The organism is Ruegeria sp. (genome assembly GCF_965221235.1).
In the GTDB taxonomy this organism is placed as follows: Bacteria; Pseudomonadota; Alphaproteobacteria; order Rhodobacterales; family Rhodobacteraceae; genus Ruegeria.
Map to the genome: position 1 here is coordinate 512,298 of NZ_CBDCRS010000004.1, position 16,603 is coordinate 528,900.

The 16,603-nt window shown below is 58.3% G+C and carries 15 protein-coding genes; 10 read left to right on the plus strand and 5 right to left on the minus strand.

Annotation, left to right across the window (positions count from 1 at the left end):
- Positions 1 to 63: 63 nt before the first annotated feature.
- The 3 genes from ACOQOY_RS05570 (at position 64) to ACOQOY_RS05580 (ending at position 3,473) form a co-directional block, all read left to right on the plus strand.
- Positions 64 to 1,320 carry a hypothetical protein gene (locus ACOQOY_RS05570; protein ID WP_420584480.1) on the plus strand — a complete coding sequence of 419 codons (1,257 nt, stop codon included), beginning with the start codon at positions 64 to 66 and terminating at the stop codon, positions 1,318 to 1,320.
- A gap of 71 nt (positions 1,321 to 1,391) precedes the next feature.
- Positions 1,392 to 2,903 (plus strand): Asp-tRNA(Asn)/Glu-tRNA(Gln) amidotransferase subunit GatB, encoded by a 1,512-nt coding sequence (gene gatB, locus ACOQOY_RS05575; RefSeq protein WP_420584481.1) that lies wholly within the window; start codon positions 1,392 to 1,394, stop codon positions 2,901 to 2,903.
- Positions 2,904 to 3,044: 141 nt separating this feature from the next.
- Entirely contained in the window at positions 3,045 to 3,473 is a 429-nt protein-coding gene (locus ACOQOY_RS05580) for a DUF4177 domain-containing protein (RefSeq protein WP_420584482.1), read from the plus strand.
- Between the two features lie 8 nt (positions 3,474 to 3,481).
- On the opposite strand, the gene ACOQOY_RS05585 is transcribed toward ACOQOY_RS05580, so the two are convergent.
- Entirely contained in the window at positions 3,482 to 4,033 is a 552-nt protein-coding gene (locus ACOQOY_RS05585) for a TetR/AcrR family transcriptional regulator (protein WP_420584483.1), read from the minus strand.
- Positions 4,034 to 4,142: 109 nt separating this feature from the next.
- Here ACOQOY_RS05585 and ACOQOY_RS05590 point away from each other — a divergent pair, with 109 nt between their 5' ends.
- On the plus strand, positions 4,143 to 4,919 hold the full coding sequence (locus tag ACOQOY_RS05590) for an SDR family NAD(P)-dependent oxidoreductase (RefSeq protein ID WP_420584484.1): 777 nt from the start codon (positions 4,143 to 4,145) through the stop codon (positions 4,917 to 4,919).
- Positions 4,920 to 4,974: 55 nt separating this feature from the next.
- Here the strand turns inward: ACOQOY_RS05590 and ACOQOY_RS05595 are convergent, their stop codons facing one another.
- Positions 4,975 to 5,229 (minus strand): BolA family protein, encoded by a 255-nt coding sequence (locus ACOQOY_RS05595; RefSeq protein ID WP_420584485.1) that lies wholly within the window; start codon positions 5,227 to 5,229, stop codon positions 4,975 to 4,977.
- A gap of 107 nt (positions 5,230 to 5,336) precedes the next feature.
- Between ACOQOY_RS05595 and ACOQOY_RS05600 the strand changes: the two genes are divergently transcribed.
- Complete coding sequence (locus ACOQOY_RS05600; RefSeq protein ID WP_420584486.1) at positions 5,337 to 5,963, plus strand: J domain-containing protein; 627 nt, start codon at positions 5,337 to 5,339, stop codon at positions 5,961 to 5,963.
- 8 nt (positions 5,964 to 5,971) lie between these two features.
- On the opposite strand, the gene ACOQOY_RS05605 is transcribed toward ACOQOY_RS05600, so the two are convergent.
- Positions 5,972 to 6,868 carry a Hint domain-containing protein gene (locus ACOQOY_RS05605; protein WP_420584487.1) on the minus strand — a complete coding sequence of 299 codons (897 nt, stop codon included), beginning with the start codon at positions 6,866 to 6,868 and terminating at the stop codon, positions 5,972 to 5,974.
- Between the two features lie 527 nt (positions 6,869 to 7,395).
- On the opposite strand from ACOQOY_RS05605, the gene cobS reads away from it, so the two are divergent.
- The 4 genes from cobS to ACOQOY_RS05625 all read left to right on the plus strand — a co-directional run bounded on the left by cobS (position 7,396) and on the right by ACOQOY_RS05625 (position 12,651).
- Entirely contained in the window at positions 7,396 to 8,382 is a 987-nt protein-coding gene (cobS, locus tag ACOQOY_RS05610; RefSeq protein WP_420584488.1) for a cobaltochelatase subunit CobS, read from the plus strand.
- A gap of 121 nt (positions 8,383 to 8,503) precedes the next feature.
- Entirely contained in the window at positions 8,504 to 10,381 is a 1,878-nt protein-coding gene (gene cobT / locus ACOQOY_RS05615) for a cobaltochelatase subunit CobT (protein ID WP_420584489.1), read from the plus strand.
- Positions 10,382 to 10,467: 86 nt separating this feature from the next.
- Positions 10,468 to 12,249 carry an aminopeptidase P family protein gene (locus ACOQOY_RS05620; RefSeq protein ID WP_420584490.1) on the plus strand — a complete coding sequence of 594 codons (1,782 nt, stop codon included), beginning with the start codon at positions 10,468 to 10,470 and terminating at the stop codon, positions 12,247 to 12,249.
- A gap of 60 nt (positions 12,250 to 12,309) precedes the next feature.
- The gene (locus ACOQOY_RS05625) at positions 12,310 to 12,651 is read left to right on the plus strand and encodes a DUF427 domain-containing protein (RefSeq protein ID WP_420584491.1); all 342 of its coding nucleotides are present in this window, start codon (positions 12,310 to 12,312) and stop codon (positions 12,649 to 12,651) included.
- Positions 12,652 to 12,730: 79 nt separating this feature from the next.
- On the opposite strand, the gene ACOQOY_RS05630 is transcribed toward ACOQOY_RS05625, so the two are convergent.
- Positions 12,731 to 13,300 carry a carboxymuconolactone decarboxylase family protein gene (locus tag ACOQOY_RS05630; RefSeq protein WP_420584492.1) on the minus strand — a complete coding sequence of 190 codons (570 nt, stop codon included), beginning with the start codon at positions 13,298 to 13,300 and terminating at the stop codon, positions 12,731 to 12,733.
- A 207-nt stretch (positions 13,301 to 13,507) separates the two neighbouring features.
- On the opposite strand from ACOQOY_RS05630, the gene ACOQOY_RS05635 reads away from it, so the two are divergent.
- A complete protein-coding gene (locus ACOQOY_RS05635) occupies positions 13,508 to 14,872 on the plus strand; it encodes a DUF3179 domain-containing protein (protein ID WP_420584493.1) in 1,365 nt (454 codons plus the stop codon).
- Here the strand turns inward: ACOQOY_RS05635 and ACOQOY_RS05640 are convergent.
- Entirely contained in the window at positions 14,869 to 16,554 is a 1,686-nt protein-coding gene (locus ACOQOY_RS05640; RefSeq protein ID WP_420584494.1) for a chloride channel protein, read from the minus strand. The two genes, ACOQOY_RS05635 and ACOQOY_RS05640, sit on opposite strands and share 4 nt — an antisense overlap.
- Between the last annotated feature and the right edge of the window lie 49 nt (positions 16,555 to 16,603).

Sequence of the window (16,603 nt, forward strand, 5' to 3'; positions counted from 1 at the left end):
AAGCGAATTTGGCTCAGTCTGACGTGGTCTGCTTACCTGTGTTTTACTGTTTCGAGTGCTGTCATGTTTCGGTTTTTTAGGGCGCATCAGGCCCAAACTCCTTCTTATCCCGCCCAGCTTGCATCAGAATTGAGCGCGCATGACAGCGCGGCTGCCTCGCTTGCGGATCAGGGGCAGCTGAATATCCCGCTGGCCGAGCTGCGTGCCGAAGATCTGGTTGGTCGGGAAATCATTGAACAGGGGCGTGATCTGGCCCGTCAGGACCGTTGGGCCGAATTGTCGAAACGGATGCGCGACGCTGACGAGGCGCGTGATAAATCGCCCGACGGCACACCCGTTGCGGATTTGCTGGCCTTTGGCGCGCGGTCCGATGTTGTTCTGGCCGTCGAACATGCTTTGTCCGACACCACCGCTCTGTCCGAGTATGACCTGCTGGGTGGAATTTCCGAACTGGAAGACGAAATGCGCGAGCATTCCGACGACCCCATGATCACCCTTATAGTCGCGCTGGCTCATATCGACCTTGCCTGGGCATGGCGTGGAACTGCCAACGACGCGACGCTGCCTCCGCTTCATCGGTCGCGCTGTGCGGCGCACTTCGACCGTGCCGCGGCACTTTTGCCATCCTGCCGCGAAAGCGCGCCGGACAGCCCGATTGTCGCAGCGGCGAGCTGCGCTCTGCTGGCCGGTCAGCGCAAGATCAACCTTCGCGTAGCCGACGAATATGAGCGGCTGATCACGCTGGACCCGCACAATCAGCGCCATATGCGCGCCATGGGTACGCATCTGCTGCCGCAGTGGTTCGGCAGCTATGAAGAGCTTGAGGTTCAGGCCCTGCGCAACGCAGCCCGGACGCATGAAATCTGGGGTGCCGGCGGTTACACCTGGGTTCAGTTCGATGCGATTGCGCTGGATGATGAGGCCTGCGCGCGGCTGGATGTCGAGTATTTCCTGGAAGGTCTGCACGACATTCTGAAACGCCGCCCGGATCAGCAAACCGTCAACATGCTGGCGGCCTATTGCGCGATCACCATTCAAAGCAGGATGGGCCTGAACGAAGAAGCCGATCTGGTGCGCACGCAAATCCAGGAGGCTGCAAATTGGCTGATCCGCGATCATATGACTGAACTGCATCCTCTGATCTGGGCGCATGCCGCCAGCGGGTTCAACAACTCGGTCCGCATCAACTCGCCTGAGCGCTTCGCTGCCCGTGGACACCGCGATGCGTTGCGTGCAATCGGCGATCTGTTCCGTGAGGAATTGCGCAGCGGCACGGACGTGACCTTTACGCCTGCGGGCCTGCGCCTGTCCGAGCACTGATTCCCCCTTGCCCCTTGGGCGCGGCGCGCCTAATACGCAGGCTTAGACTTCTGCGGAAATAGAGGCGCGCCATGCTCGACCTGACATACGAAATGCCCAAAGTTAAAACCATTGCCGGGGCCAAGCACGATTGGGAACTGGTGATCGGGATGGAGGTGCACGCTCAGGTCTCATCCAATGCCAAGCTGTTTTCCGGCGCATCGACCCAATTCGGGGCCGAACCGAACTCGAACGTGGCCTTCGTGGACGCGGCGATGCCGGGAATGCTGCCGGTGATCAACGAGTATTGCGTGGAACAGGCCGTGCGCACCGGGCTGGGCCTGAAGGCGGATATCAACCTGAAGTCCGCCTTTGACCGCAAGAACTATTTCTACCCCGACCTGCCGCAGGGCTATCAGATTTCCCAGCTGTACCACCCCATCGTGGGCGAAGGTGAAGTGCTGGTTGAGATGGGTGACGGCACCGCACGTATGGTCCGTATCGAACGCATCCACATGGAACAGGACGCCGGTAAATCGATCCACGACATGGACCCGCATATGTCCTTCGTCGACCTGAACCGGACCGGCGTTTGCCTGATGGAGATCGTCAGCCGCCCCGATATCCGTGGCCCCGAAGAGGCCGCTGCTTATATCGCCAAACTGCGCCAGATCATGCGTTATCTGGGCACCTGTGATGGCAACATGCAGAATGGCAACCTGCGGGCGGATGTGAACGTCTCGATCTGTTTGCCGGGTGCCTATGAGAAGTATCAGGAAACGCAGGATTTCTCGCATCTGGGCACGCGGTGCGAGATCAAGAACATGAACTCGATGCGCTTCATCCAGCAAGCGATTGAGGTCGAGGCCCGTCGCCAGATCGCCATCGTCGAAGCTGGTGGCAAGGTTGATCAGGAAACCCGCCTGTACGACCCGGACAAAGGCGAGACGCGGTCGATGCGGTCCAAGGAAGAGGCGCATGATTACCGCTACTTCCCCGACCCTGACCTGCTGCCTTTGGAAATCGAGCAAGCGTGGGTCGACGACATCGCCGCCAAGTTGCCCGAACTGCCTGACGACAAGAAGGCGCGGTTCATCAGCGAATTTGGCCTGACCGACTATGACGCGTCGGTGCTGACCGCCGAGGTTGAAAGCGCCACCTATTTCGAAGACGTCGCCAAAGGCCGCAACGGAAAACTGGCTGCAAACTGGGTGATCAACGAGCTGTTTGGCCGGTTGAAGAAAGAAGACCACGACATCACCGACTCGCCAGTTTCGCCTGCGCAGCTGGGTGGGATCATCGACCTGATCGCCTCGGACGCCATCTCGGGCAAGATCGCCAAGGACCTGTTCGAGATCGTCTATACCGAAGGTGGTGACCCGGCTCAGATCGTCGAAGAGCGCGGCATGAAGCAGGTGACTGACACCGGCGCTATCGAATCCGCTCTGGACGAGATCATCGCAGCCAACCCTGCGCAGGTCGAAAAAGCCAAAGTGAACCCGAAACTGGCGGGTTGGTTCGTCGGTCAGGTCATGAAGGCGACCGGCGGCAAGGCAAATCCGAAGGCAGTGAACGAGCTGGTCGCAAAGAAGCTGGGCTCCTAATCCCGGCAGCGTTTCAATTCTGAACGGCGGGGTTTGCACAAAACCCCGCCGTTTTCTTTTCCGTCTTCTCGCACACGATGAAGACTTTCTCAAAGTCAGCAACATGCTAGATTGCCGGGAACCGAAAGTCAGGAATATCCGATGCAGCGCTACGAATACAAAGTTGTCCCCGCCCCGCAAAAAGGTGTGAAAGCCAAGGGTGCGAAAAGCGCCGAGGATCGGTTTGCGGTCTCGATCGAGCACCTGCTGAACCGGATGGGGCAAGACGGCTGGGAATATCAGCGCGCCGAGTTGCTGCCCAGTGAAGAACGCGCCGGTCTGACGAGCTCGACTGTTAACTGGCGCAATGTACTGGTGTTCCGACGAATGATTGAACCGGCGGTTGCCGCAACGCCTACGCCGACCGAAACACCCGAAGGCGTGCCACTGGCACAGCCCGTTCCGGGGCCAAAAACTGTCGCGGCCCCGGCCCCCATTTCGGAAGAGGCCGCAGACCCCCCGTTGAAACTGGAAACGGTAGCTCCAGAAGTTGAACCGGCGGCAGATACCGAAGCGAAAGATAAATCCTAAGCCGCAGTTTACCCCTTAAACCGCAGTGCTGCCTGACCCAGATGCATAATCTGTGCCGCAATTTCATCCGGCGTTTTTTCCGCGATTCCCTTTAGCTGGAAATTCTTGCGCATCATCGCCGCACCAAACAGAACGGCCAGTAAAAGCGCGGCACGCTCGGCTTGCAATTCGCCATCCAGCTTGTCGGCCAACGGGGTCGCCATTCCATTCTGAACCATGGCCCGGATGTCATCGCCGACTTCCGGGTCGATGATATTGGCCAAAAGCATCGTGAACGGATTCGCCTGATCCGTTTTTGGATCGTACGGTTGTGCAAAGCTGTCAGTAGCTGCGCGCAGGACCTCATCACTCTCCGCAGTCAATGCGGTCCAAGGCGGAATTTCGGCCAGCGTCGCGTCAAACAGCCCCCTTTTTCCTCCGAAATATCGCGAAACAAGCGCCGCATCCACGCCCGCTTCTTTGGTGATATCGCGGACGGACACATTGGAATATCCGCGCGTCCAGAACAGTTCACGCGCTGCATTCAGCAGGTTTTCTTTGGTCGAGGTAGGCTTGGTCATAATGCCTAATTAGGGTGCAATAAAATAATCGTCAACACTTGTTGACATCAATGTTCGCTTGACCTATTTCAGCGTCAACACTTGTTGACCCCCCCCGATGGAGACCCTCATGTCAAACACCGCACTGATCACTGGCGCCTCGTCCGGCATAGGCGCTGAATTTGCCCGCTACCACGCGCAAAAAGGCGGCGATATGGTTGTCGTTGCCCGCCGCCAAGAGCCGCTTGAAGCACTGAAATTGGAACTGGAAGCGGCCCATAACGTCAAAGTCACAGTGATCGCTCAGGACGTTGGCACCCCCGACCAAGCCAAAGCGCTGCACCAAAAGCTGAAAGACGCAGGAATTGAAATCGACATCCTGATCAACAATGCGGGCTTCGGCGGTCAGGGGGCGTTTCTGGATCGCGTTCTGACTAAGGATCAGGAGATGATCGACCTGAACATCTCGGCACTGGTGACGCTGAGCCATCTGATCGGCAATGACATGCGCACACGCGGCGGTGGCAAGATGCTGCAAGTTTCGTCGACCGCAAGTTTCCAGCCCGGCCCGTATCAAGCGACGTATTTCGCGACCAAAGCCTTTGTCACCTCGTTCAGTCAGGCGATTGATCAGGAAATGCGCAAAGATGGCATCACTTCTACCGCCCTGTGCCCCGGTGTCGTCAGCACCGAATTTATCGAAACCGCCAATCTGGAAGGCACCGGTCTGTCCAAACAAAAGGCGGCTACACCGGCTTCGGTCGCAAAATGCGGCTATGACGCGATGATGAAGGGCGAGCTGATCGCCATTAACGAAAGCGCTTTGTCGTTTGTACTGAACTGGCTGGTGCCGCTGATGCCACGCCGCCGTGTCCTGAAAATGGTTGAGTCGGTTCAGGTCAAATAAAGGACCTGCGCCATGTGTGCAGGGGGTGGGTTTTCAGAACCTGCCCCTTTTGCGTTCACACGCCGATATCAAGCGCCAGCGCATGAATACGCGGCACAATATCACCCAGCGCTTTATGCACCGCGCGATGACGAGCGACGCGGGACTGTCCCTCGAACGCGCTGGCGCGGATACGGACGTTGAAGTGGCTTTCGCCACCTTCCTGAAATCCTGCATGGCCCCGGTGGCTTTCGCTGTCATCGACCACTTCCAGCTCGCGCGGGTCAAAGGCGGCTTGCAGACGGGTTCGGATTTCGTCAGTCACAGTCATTTTTACGCTCATCGGCAAAATTTTTGCCGCCCCCCTCTTCTACTTTCGGCTGCTTAGACTAAACTGCTGCCTCCGAGTCGAAAAGATGCGTTCGTAAGGATCACAGTATGACGAAATCAGACCCCTTCGGATTCGATATGTCCGTCTCCAGCGCCAAGAAAAAGAACCCGCGCGGACGTCGGGGGATGTCAGGGGCGTCTGAAACTTCGGTGCGAATCTGTGACCACCCCGGATGTGAAGAGCCTGGCAAATTCCGCGCGCCCAAGGCTCCGGACGTTTTGGATGACTTCTACTGGTTCTGCCAGCAGCACGTGCGAGAATATAACCAGAAATGGAACTTCTTCGACGGCACCACCGAGGCCGAGCTGAACGCGCAGCGGTCAAAAGACAAAGTATGGGAACGCGAGACCAAGCCGATGGGCGACCCCGAGGCCCGCGCCTGGGCGCGTCTCGGCATCGAGGACCCCCATCAGGTGCTGGGCGCGAACAGCACTCAGAACAAAGGCCGCACCTCGGGTGGCGGAGGCCGTCGCCTGCCGCCTACCGAACGCCGCGCGATCGAGATTCTGGAAGCCAAAGACAGCTGGTCCAAGGCTGAAGTGCGCAAAGCGTACAAAAAGCTGATCAAAGTGCTGCACCCGGATATGAATGGCGGTGACCGGTCGCAGGAAGAACAGCTGCAAGAAGTCGTTTGGGCCTGGGATCAGATCAAGGACAGCCGGAACTTTAAGTAAGGCTGCTCTTACCCGGGCAACAGATCCCGCAATACCTCTGCTTCGGGCCGCTTCAGACACCGCAAATGTGTTCGCTGTCGCTGCACCGAAGCGGGATTGCCAAGCTCGGGAAACAAGGCCCGCAATTCCTTGACGTCTTCGCGTTGGAATGACTTCAACGCCAGATCGCCCAGAAACAAGCTTTCGCTTTGCAAACCGTGTGACGTCAGGACCACATGCCGACTACAGGCAATGTGGAAATAGGTTACAGGTGCCTCAGGCGGCATCTGACGGATCAAGCCATCGTTCACTAGATGTACTGCAGCAACAAAAACTCTGGGCTCACCAAAGAGAAGCTCGGCCCGCCAGCCTTCCAGCACAATCCGATGCTGGGGAGACACAAATAAGTCTTGGCTGGGCAGGTCATCACCCAAAGCGCCGCGCTGAATCCTGACGGGTCTGAACTTTGGATTTTTGCGCAACATTTTCGCGCTCAGGGTTCTTTTGCCAATCCAGACGATCGGCAAGGTTTGCCCGCCTGACACACAGACGTGATCCCCAGCCACCAAGTTTTCGACAGGGCGTGGCCCACCTTCCGTCTCAATCAGCGTTCCGGCGACAAAACAAGGTGGGTTGACCGGGTTGAGGTCACTCTCGGTGATCTGCCAATTCCCGGTGCTGAGAGACCCTGTCGGATTGACATCATTGAAAGCGTAAATTTGCCCGCCGACCCGGATAAAGTCTGCTGTTTCACTGGTCCCGCGATAACTTCCCTGACCAAGATAGGTGTAGGGTACAAAGGTAATGCCGCCATCAAAAGAAACCGTCAGCCCTGAGATAATCGCGGGCGTCGTTGTTCCCTGAACAATGAGGTTACCACTGCCCCCGGTCTCATTCACCGAGTGGAGGAGTGCGTCAAAGGACATTCATTGCACCTCGTCGGTCGCCAACAGGTGATAATCGTGGCCGCCCGGACTTAACACAGGATGTCATGAACAACTTTACCCCTTACATAAGGCCAATTACACACGCGGCCTTTGCGCATATTACCCTTCCGATTGGCCAATTCAAATGCAATATATCATTTTGAGAATATAACCCTCGAACCGTCCCGGTGTGAGGCGTATTCTGAACGATGACTGATTGAACGGGCTTTCAAAATTGCCCTTACGCAGGAACTCAAACTCGAGCCCAAGTAGCGAGTTGCCGCAATCGGCGTGCGATTTGGACATCAGATCTTCTGATACTGACGATTTGTTGAAGAACCCAACCAGAACCGCTTGTCCAATGCCACTCCAACGCAATCCCGCCCAGCCCGCAAATAAGGCCAGTTTAAAAGAAACATCCCGTCAGCTTTTTTAGCACGCGGCTTTCCCTTGCCCTTGCCCGCAATATGTTGCACGACACACGGGTTCAAACCCGCCGGACGGGGCAAAGGATAAGGACAACGCGCATGGCTGACGGATCAATTGATATCAACGCAAAACCCACCGAAGAAATCTCGGTCCGTGAGGTGTTCGGCATTGATACCGAAATGGCGGTCAAAGGCTTTGCCGAACGCAGTGACCGGGTGCCTGCCATCGACCCGACTTACAAGTTCGATCCGGAGACCACATTGGCGATTCTGGCGGGCTTTACCCACAACCGCCGGGTAATGATCCAAGGCTATCACGGCACGGGTAAGTCGACCCACATCGAACAGGTCGCGGCCCGTCTGAACTGGCCCGCTGTGCGTGTGAACCTCGACAGCCATATCAGCCGGATTGACCTGATCGGCAAGGATGCGATCAAGCTGCGCGACGGCAAACAGGTGACTGAATTCCACGAAGGCATCCTGCCCTGGGCGCTGCGCAATCCGGTTGCCATCGTGTTCGACGAATACGATGCAGGCCGTGCAGATGTGATGTTCGTGATCCAGCGCGTGCTGGAGCATGACGGCAAACTGACCTTGCTGGACCAGAACGAGATCATCACTCCGAACCCCAACTTCCGCCTGTTCGCCACCGCGAACACCGTGGGTCTGGGTGACACGACCGGCCTCTATCACGGGACGCAACAGATCAACCAGGCTCAGATGGACCGCTGGTCGCTGGTCTCAACGTTGAACTACCTGAGCCACGATGCTGAGACGATGATCGTTCTGTCGAAGGCGCCTTTGTACAACACGGCAGAGGGTCGCAAGACCGTCAGCCAGATGGTCACCGTAGCAGACCTGACCCGGACGGCATTCATGAATGGCGACCTGTCCACCGTCATGAGCCCCCGGACCGTGATCAACTGGGCCCAGAACGCCGAAATCTTCCGCGATGTCGGCTATGCCTTCCGCCTGTCCTTCCTGAACAAATGTGATGAGCTGGAGCGTCAAACGGTCGCCGAGTTCTATCAGCGCTGCTTTGACGAAGAACTGCCAGAAAGCGCGGCGAGCGTCAGCTTGGGATAACGCGCTGAGTTGCGCCTGTTTCGGGCGCAATGCCTCCGGCGGGGATATTATTGGCCAGATGAAGGCGGATCCGGTTTCTCAGCTATTGGAAATCGGGCTCGCAATGTGAAAGGCTTGGGACATGGCACAGAAGAACGACAACCCTGCTGATCCGTTCAAGAAGGCTCTGGCCGAGGCCACGAAGGTTATGGCCGATGATCCGGAGCTTTCGGTCAGTTATACCGTAGACCCCTCGGGCCTGTCGGGGGAGGCGATGCGGTTGCCTCAGGTCTCGCGCCGGATGACGCGGGAAGAGGTGTTGCTGGCGCGCGGAACAGCGGACGCGCTGGCTTTGCAGCGCCGCTATCATGACGATGCGACCCATGCGCGTTATGCGCCTCCGGGCGATATGGCGCGAGATCTTTACGAAGCGATGGAAGTTGCCAGATGCGAAGCCATGGGCGCGCGGGACATGCCTGGCACGGCCTCGAATATCGACGTTAAGATCGGGCATGAGGCGCTGCGCCGGGGCTATGACCAGTGCAAACAGCCAGCCGATGCGCCGTTGTCCGTGGCGGCAGGATACTTGATCCGTCATCTGGCGACCGGGCGCGATTTGCCGCCTGCGGCCGAGAACATCATGAACCTGTGGCGCGGGTTCATCGAAGAACAGGCTGGCGGGACGCTGGAAAATCTGGACGAAATCCTCTCGGACCAGGCTGAATTCGCCAAATTCGCGCGCCAGATGATCAAGGATCTGGGCTATGGCGACCAGCTGGGGGATGACCCCGATGAGCTGGATGACGAGCAGGAAGATCAGGCCGAAGAGGACGCTGAAGAACAGCCCGATCCCGACAGCACCGGTCAGGATGATCAGGACGAACAGGATGCCGACGCGACACCTGAGCAAACTCAGGAAGAGCAGCAGGATCAATCGCAGGCCCAGGTCTCGATGGATGAGCTGTCCGACGAAGAGCTGTCGGACGAAGCTGAGATGCCGGACGGTGAAGCCCCGATGGAGCCGCCTGCCCCGCCACCTGCCTCGGAGGCTGATCCCGATTATAAGGTCTACCTCAACGCCTATGACGAAGAGATCGCAGCCGAAGATCTGGCTGAACCGGCCGAGTTGGAGCGTTTGCGCGCCTATCTGGATCAGCAGCTGGACCAGCTGAAAGGGGCCGTCAGCCGACTGGCCAATAAATTGCAGCGCCGCTTGCAGGCGCAACAGAACCGCAGCTGGGAGTTCGACCGCGAGGAAGGCATTCTGGATGCCGGTCGTCTGGCGCGCGTGGTGGCCAACCCGACCACCCCGCTGAGCTTCAAGGTCGAGAAAGATACCGAATTCCGCGACACAGTGGTGACGTTGCTGCTGGACAATTCAGGGTCGATGCGCGGACGTCCGATCTCGATCGCGGCGGTCTGCGCAGATGTTCTGGCGCGGACGCTGGAGCGCTGCAACGTGAAGGTCGAAATTCTGGGCTTTACCACCCGGGCGTGGAAAGGTGGTCAGGCGCGCGAAGCCTGGCTGAACGATGGCCGCCCACAACAACCCGGACGCCTGAACGATCTGCGACATATCGTTTACAAGGGTGCCGATGCGCCGTGGCGGCGGGCGCGCGCCAATCTGGGTCTGATGATGAAAGAAGGCCTGCTGAAGGAAAACATCGATGGCGAGGCGCTGGAATGGGCCCATCGGCGGATGCTGGCGCGGCGTGAGCAGCGCAAGATTCTGATGGTGATTTCCGATGGCGCTCCGGTCGATGACTCAACGCTCAGCGTGAATCCGGCGAACTATCTTGAAAAGCACCTGCGCGACGTGATTGCGATGGTCGAGAAGCGCAAGATGGTTGAGCTGCTGGCGATCGGTATCGGCCATGATGTGACCCGGTATTATGATCGCGCGGTCACGATCACAGATGTCGAACAATTAGCCGGTGCGATGACCGAGCAACTTGCGGCGCTGTTTGACAGTGACCCAAGGGCACGAGCGCGGGTGATGGGGATGAAAAAGGCCAGCTAAAGCCGGCCTTGCCTCCGGCGGCCGTATTTTTGACAAGAAGAAGAGGCGGTGTGTTCAAGCCGCCCTTTCGGTTGGGGGAGAGAGAGATGTTTCAGTCTTTTGAAGTGACAGCGCGGCCCGAACAAGGGCCGCCGCGGTTGGCGGCACTGCGGTCCGAGATGGCGCAGGACGGGTTGGACGGCTTTCTAATTCCACGCGCTGATGCGCATCAGGGGGAATATGTCGCCCCAAGGGATGAGCGGTTGGCATGGCTGACCGGGTTTACCGGCTCAGCCGGATTTTGCGTAGCGCTGTCGGATGTTGCGGGTGTGTTTGTCGATGGGCGCTATCGGACACAGGTGAAGGCTCAGGTCGCGGCCGAGTTCACGCCGGTTCCATGGTCCGAAGTCAGCATGAGCGCATGGCTAAAGGAGCAATTGCCCGAAGGTGGCAAGGTTGGGTTTGACCCGTGGCTGCATGCGGCAGGTCAGATCGCCGGAGCGCAGAAGGACCTTGAGGGCAGCGGCATCGAACTGGTCCGTTGTGACAACCTCGTGGACCGGGTGTGGGAAAATCAGCCGGGACCCCCTTTGAAAGCGGTCAAGGCGCATCCGATCGAGTTTGCGGGGGAAACGGCGGACAGCAAAATCGAACGGCTTTCGGTGGCCTTGAAAGAGGCGGGCTGTACAGCGGCGGTGATCACCCTGCCGGATTCGATTATGTGGCTGTTGAATATTCGCGGCTCGGATATCGGTTACAACCCGGTGGCGCATGGTTTTGCCATTTTGCACGCCACAGGACAGGTGGACCTTTTCATGGCCCGGGAAAAGCTGGTTGTGCCTTTGGGGGACCACGTCTCGATTCACACACCTGAGGCCTTTCTGGATGCCGTAGCCGCACTGAAGGGCAGCGTTCAGGTAGATTTGGGAACACTGCCTCAGGCCGTTGCCGACGTGATAGAGGGGCAGATGGTGGATGCTGGCGATCCCTGCGCCCTGCCCAAGGCCTGCAAGAACGACGCCGAAATCGCGGGCAGCGCCGAGGCCCACCTGCGGGATGCCGTGGCTGTGGTTGAGACGCTGTGCTGGCTGGATGCGCAGCCCCCGGGCAGCCTTACGGAAACGCAGGTCGTGAATCGGCTGGAAGAGAACCGGCGCAAGGACAACGCGCTGCAAGATATCTCATTCGACACCATCGCTGGCACCGGTCCGAACGGTGCGATCATGCATTACCGGGTGACCGAAGAAACCGACAGCAGGTTGGAGAACGGGCATATTCTGGTTCTGGACAGCGGCGGACAATATCTGGACGGCACCACCGACATCACGCGCACCCTTGCTATTGGCGAGGTTGGGGATGAGGAAAAAGCCTGCTTTACCCGTGTGTTGAAGGGCATGATTAATCTGTCCATGTTGCGCTGGCCGGTCGGTCTGGCCGGGCGCGACATTGAAGGGATCGCGCGAGCGCCGCTCTGGTCTGCGGGGCAGGATTTCAATCACGGTGTCGGGCATGGCGTGGGTGCGTATCTCAGCGTCCACGAAGGCCCTCAGCGCCTTTCGAAGGTCAGCCACGTGCCGTTGCAACCCGGCATGATCCTGTCCAATGAACCGGGTTATTACCGCGAAGGCGCCTTTGGTATCCGCATCGAGAACCTACTGGTCGTGCAGGAAGCCCCGGCCCTGCCCGGTGGCGACGCCGAACGAGCGATGCTGAACTGGCGCACGCTGACCTATGTGCCGATAGACCGCCGCTTGATCATTGCCGATATGTTGACGACCACAGAACGCGACTGGTTGAATGCATATCACCGCGATGTACAGGAAAAAATCCGACCAAGGCTGGGCGTCGAGGCTCAACTGTGGTTGGATGCCGCAACCGCGCCGATCTGACATCGGGCTGTTACAATCAAAGGGCAGAGGAGAGGCCCGCGAAAAGACAAGGGAAGAGAAATGGTAGAAATCACGATCCGCAAAGCTCCGGGCAAATGGAGCGTCCGTTCCGGTGGCGCCGTTCTGGGTGAAAGCATCGCCGCTTTGGAGCTGTCCGAAGGGGATCTGAACCCCGTGATCTATTTCCCCCGCTCGGATATCGCGATGGCGTTTCTGGATGAGACGGACAAGGTCACGCATTGCCCGCATAAAGGGCATGCCGCACATTTCTCAATCGTCAACAAATCCTCAGTGACGGAGAACGCTGCGTGGAGCTATGAAGACCCGGTCTCTGCTATGGCCGAGATCAAGGGGTATGTGGCGTTCTACCCGTCGGATTCGGTGAAGGTTGAGCAGATTTAGGGGATAAAAGTGCCGGGGATACCTCGGCAGCTTTTCATTTTGGAAGCGTAAGCTGGTTTGGGCCTAAATGCTCAAACCTTTAAACATCTAAGCCTTTCTCTCGACCAAAGTCCGTGTAAAATGACTCACTCCGCAGCTTTCTGAGCCTGTTTTCATCAATTTCAGTGGGATCGCCCTGAACTCTGCTGATCCCGGTTCCTTCGACAATCCGATTCACCAAGTTGAACGCACCGCAAACCTGAATTGCATCGAAAAGGGCCTCTTCGGACCACCCCGCTGCGTACACGTCCCGCGCATCCTGCTCGGCCATACGTGAAGGCGTCAGGGTGAGTTTCGATACATATGCCAGGATGGGCTTCAACTTTTGCTCCACCGGCGCAGAATCGAGATCCGTCATGAGCGCCTCGATCAACTTTGGATCAATGCCGAAGGCATGGGCGAAGGTCGTATGAGCGCCGTGGCAATAGGAGCAGGCGTTCAACCCGGAAACATAGGCTGCGATTAACTCACGTTCAGAAAAGGAAAGATCGCTGTCGCCACGCATCACAAGGCTAACATATTCGCACCAAGGGGCGAGCTTGTCCGGAAACGAGCTTAATACAGTGCCAAGCGTCGCATCTTTGGAAAGAGAAGGAAATAACCGCTTCATTTTTGCCCCGTCGATCGGGAGTGAAACCAGTGTAAATTTGCTTAGTGCAATCTAGTCTAGCAAAGTCACCTTGCTTTGTAAGCCGCCACGTCATCATCTGACTTGGCCTGCTATGTGTCATCTGTTGGCTTCACAGCTCACGCACCTGTTGCATGCATGTGAGCAGCAACCAATGCAAACTGGACATGGACACGACCGGAGGATGCCATGTCTATCACTCGTCGAAGTTTCGCTGGAATGCTGGCCGCAACTGCATTGCCCAGCTCGCTTTTAGCGCAACAGGACCCTGTGCTTGAGGCCGTCAGAACCACGCTTTACGGCAGCAATTCCGAATTTGAACAGGGCATGGAATTTCTGGTGCAGCGCGGCAATCCGGATGTGGTTCCGGCCCTGCTGACCGCGATGCGTTATGGGCGTCGGCGCACTGATGAGATCGCCGAAGTCATGCGCAGCCTGACCGGCGAAAGCATCGGGACCGACTGGTTCGACTGGATGCTTTGGCAGGAAAAGAACCCGCAGCTGGTCCCGCACCCCTCATTGATCCCGTTCAAGCGCGAGGTCCTGCTGGGCATCGATTCAAATTTCGACGACTTCCTGCGCCCCAAATACATTCAGCGCGACAAGATGAAAATCCGGCTGGAAGAGATCACATGGGGCGGTGTCTACAAGGACGGTATCCCTTCGCTGGACGATCCAGACCTGATCTCGGCGGCGCAGGCCGATTACCTCAAGGATGACGATCTGGTCTTTGGCGTCTCGATCAACGGGGACGACCGCGCCTATCCGTTGCGCATCATGGGCTGGCACGAGATGTTCAACGACGTGATCGGCGGCGTTCCGGTGGCACTGGCCTATTGTACGCTCTGCGGGTCGGGCATCCTGTTTGAAACGCAGGTAGAAGGGCGGCGCAAAAAGCTGGTCTTTGGCTCGTCGGGTTTTCTGTATCGATCCAACAAACTGATGTTCGACCGAGAGACGCATTCGCTGTGGAACCAATACACCGGTAAGCCGGTTGTTGGCCCTCTGGTGGACAGCGGGATTGAGCTAAAGCAGCGCCCGGTGGTCATCACGACCTGGGAAAGCTGGAAGACCTCGCACCCCGGAACACAAGTCTTGTCGCTGAATACCGGGCATCGGCGAAACTATGGCTCGGGCGTGGTGTATCGCGACTATTTCGCCTCGTCTGAGCTGATGTTCCCCGCTCTGGTCGATCAGTCCGAGCATCGGCAGAAGGACTATGTTTTTGCCATCCGCCAATTCGGTGCGGCACGGGCGTGGCCGCTCAAGGCATTCGCGAGAACCCGGGTGATCAATGATGCAATTGCTGGTCGGTCACTGGTTTTGATCGGCAACCCCGACAAACGCGCTGTTCGAGCTTATGAACGCGGCTCACATCGGTTCAAGGCATCGGGCGGTGGCCTTGTGGATCAGGCGGGCAATACGTGGACCCTGACCGAAGAGGCGTTGGTCGGACCGGATGGCAGCCAGTTGCCACGGGTTGCGGGGCATATCTCGTACTGGTTTGCGTGGGACAATTATCTCGGCGACACGGCGACGGTCTATCGCGGCTAGGAGTGCTCCTCGGCCGCCGTGGCTGCCAGCGCGCGGTTATAGGCCTTGAGCGCATCGACATGGTACAGCGCGCCGACGGGGTTTTCGGTGCCTTCCTTGTCAACGATCACGACCGGGATACACTGGATATCGTCCCGGTCGAAATAGGGCATCGCAGCCTCAAGCGTTGCGCGGGCTTCGACGCACAGGCCCTGCCCGATCAATTCCTGCGCTTCTTCCTTGCTGATCGAACACGGGTCTCCGATCGGTCGCATCACGCTCCCGGCGCGCAGCATCGCCAACAGGTAAGCCTGCGGTCCGGCGGCCAGATGGACATTGCGCCGCTCAAGCTGGGTCAGGAAGAACGAGCGATCCACAAGCCGCGAGGCCAGCGCGGTGGACATCGACACCGACACCATCACTGCCAGGCCGATCTGCCAATCTCCGGTCAGTTCGAACACAATCAGTGTCGTCGAGATCGGCGCGCCGAGAACCGCTGCCGCAACCGCGCCCATCCCCGCAAAAGCGTAGAGCGTATGGGTTCCCGAGACATCCGGCAACAAGCCGGTGGCGATCAGACCAAAGGCCAGACCCGTCAACGCCCCAATCATCAATGAGGGCGAGAAGACCCCGCCCCCCATCCGTCCGCCCATGGTGATGGCCACGGCAACAGTTTTGATCACGGCAAACAGAATTGCGACCGTCAGGGTCAGATCTCCGGCCAGGGCGCGAAGCGTAGTCTCATACCCGACACCGATGATATGCGGGAACCAGATCGCCAGCAGGCCCAGCATGGCCCCGGACACGGCCGGGCGCAGCCAGCGCGGTAGGGACAAACGGCTTTGGATGTGACTACCGATATCCTCGGCAAAGAAGATCGAGCGCATCAGCAACAATGAAACCAATCCGCAGATCAGACCGAGGATCAGGAACGCCGGCAGTTCGACATAGAATTGCAGCGAGCCGGGGGTTTCCAGAACGAACTCGGTCACATCGCCATACTCCAGCCGGTTGATCACCGTTCCTGCGACCGAAGCAATGACGATGGGCGCAAAGGCATGCACGGCAAAATGGCGCAGCACCACCTCAAGCGCGAACAGGGCGCCAGCGATGGGCGAGTTAAAGCTGGCGGACACAGCTGCCGCCACAGCGCAGCCCAACAGGTCGCGCCCCGTGATCCCATCCGCGTGGATACGGTTGCTGACCCAGGTCGAGATCACCCCGGCCATGTGCACCACCGGCCCTTCCCGCCCTGTCGATCCACCCGTGCTGAGCGTGATCAGCGACGCAAAGAACGAGGCGATCCCGGCTTTGGTCTCGACCCGGCCATTGGTCAGCGCGGCTCCCTCGATCACGTCGGCCACTGACCGCACCCGCCCGTCATCGGTGAATTTGTGCAGGATGATCCCTACAATCAAACCTCCAAGGATCGGTGTGATCAGGATCAGGAACCACGGCAGTTTTTCGGCGTGGCTGTGTAGCAGCAGGATGTCCTCGGTATCATAGACATAGGCCTGCAATGCGCTGATCGCCTTGCGAAAGCCCAGAGCCATGAACCCTGCTGCAATTCCGATGGCCAAAGCAATGAACCAGAACTGAATCTGGCTTGGCCCGCGCCGCCGCATCACCCGCCAAGCATCCTTCATCGCGGCCAAAGCCTGATTGAGCTGGTTGCGCAGAACGGTGCGGGTCGATTGGGTCATTGGCGCTCGGGTTTCAGTACATACTCCTTAGTAAGCCACGGAGCGCCCT

Excerpts from the sequence above, each read along its gene's own strand:
- gatB (WP_420584481.1), top strand. The coding sequence starts at position 1,392 with ATGCTCGACCTGACATACGAAATGCCCAAAGTTAAAACCATTGCCGGG.
- ACOQOY_RS05635 (WP_420584493.1), top strand. The coding sequence starts at position 13,508 with ATGTCTATCACTCGTCGAAGTTTCGCTGGAATGCTGGCCGCAACTGCA.
- ACOQOY_RS05600 (WP_420584486.1), top strand. The coding sequence starts at position 5,337 with ATGACGAAATCAGACCCCTTCGGATTCGATATGTCCGTCTCCAGCGCC.
- ACOQOY_RS05580 (WP_420584482.1), top strand. The coding sequence starts at position 3,045 with ATGCAGCGCTACGAATACAAAGTTGTCCCCGCCCCGCAAAAAGGTGTG.
- cobT (WP_420584489.1), top strand. The coding sequence starts at position 8,504 with ATGGCACAGAAGAACGACAACCCTGCTGATCCGTTCAAGAAGGCTCTG.
- ACOQOY_RS05630 (WP_420584492.1), bottom strand. The coding sequence starts at position 13,300 with ATGAAGCGGTTATTTCCTTCTCTTTCCAAAGATGCGACGCTTGGCACT.
- ACOQOY_RS05595 (WP_420584485.1), bottom strand. The coding sequence starts at position 5,229 with ATGACTGTGACTGACGAAATCCGAACCCGTCTGCAAGCCGCCTTTGAC.
- cobS (WP_420584488.1), top strand. The coding sequence starts at position 7,396 with ATGGCTGACGGATCAATTGATATCAACGCAAAACCCACCGAAGAAATC.
- ACOQOY_RS05620 (WP_420584490.1), top strand. The coding sequence starts at position 10,468 with ATGTTTCAGTCTTTTGAAGTGACAGCGCGGCCCGAACAAGGGCCGCCG.
- ACOQOY_RS05590 (WP_420584484.1), top strand. The coding sequence starts at position 4,143 with ATGTCAAACACCGCACTGATCACTGGCGCCTCGTCCGGCATAGGCGCT.
- ACOQOY_RS05640 (WP_420584494.1), bottom strand. The coding sequence starts at position 16,554 with ATGACCCAATCGACCCGCACCGTTCTGCGCAACCAGCTCAATCAGGCT.
- ACOQOY_RS05570 (WP_420584480.1), top strand. The coding sequence starts at position 64 with ATGTTTCGGTTTTTTAGGGCGCATCAGGCCCAAACTCCTTCTTATCCC.
- ACOQOY_RS05605 (WP_420584487.1), bottom strand. The coding sequence starts at position 6,868 with ATGTCCTTTGACGCACTCCTCCACTCGGTGAATGAGACCGGGGGCAGT.
- ACOQOY_RS05625 (WP_420584491.1), top strand. The coding sequence starts at position 12,310 with ATGGTAGAAATCACGATCCGCAAAGCTCCGGGCAAATGGAGCGTCCGT.
- ACOQOY_RS05585 (WP_420584483.1), bottom strand. The coding sequence starts at position 4,033 with ATGACCAAGCCTACCTCGACCAAAGAAAACCTGCTGAATGCAGCGCGT.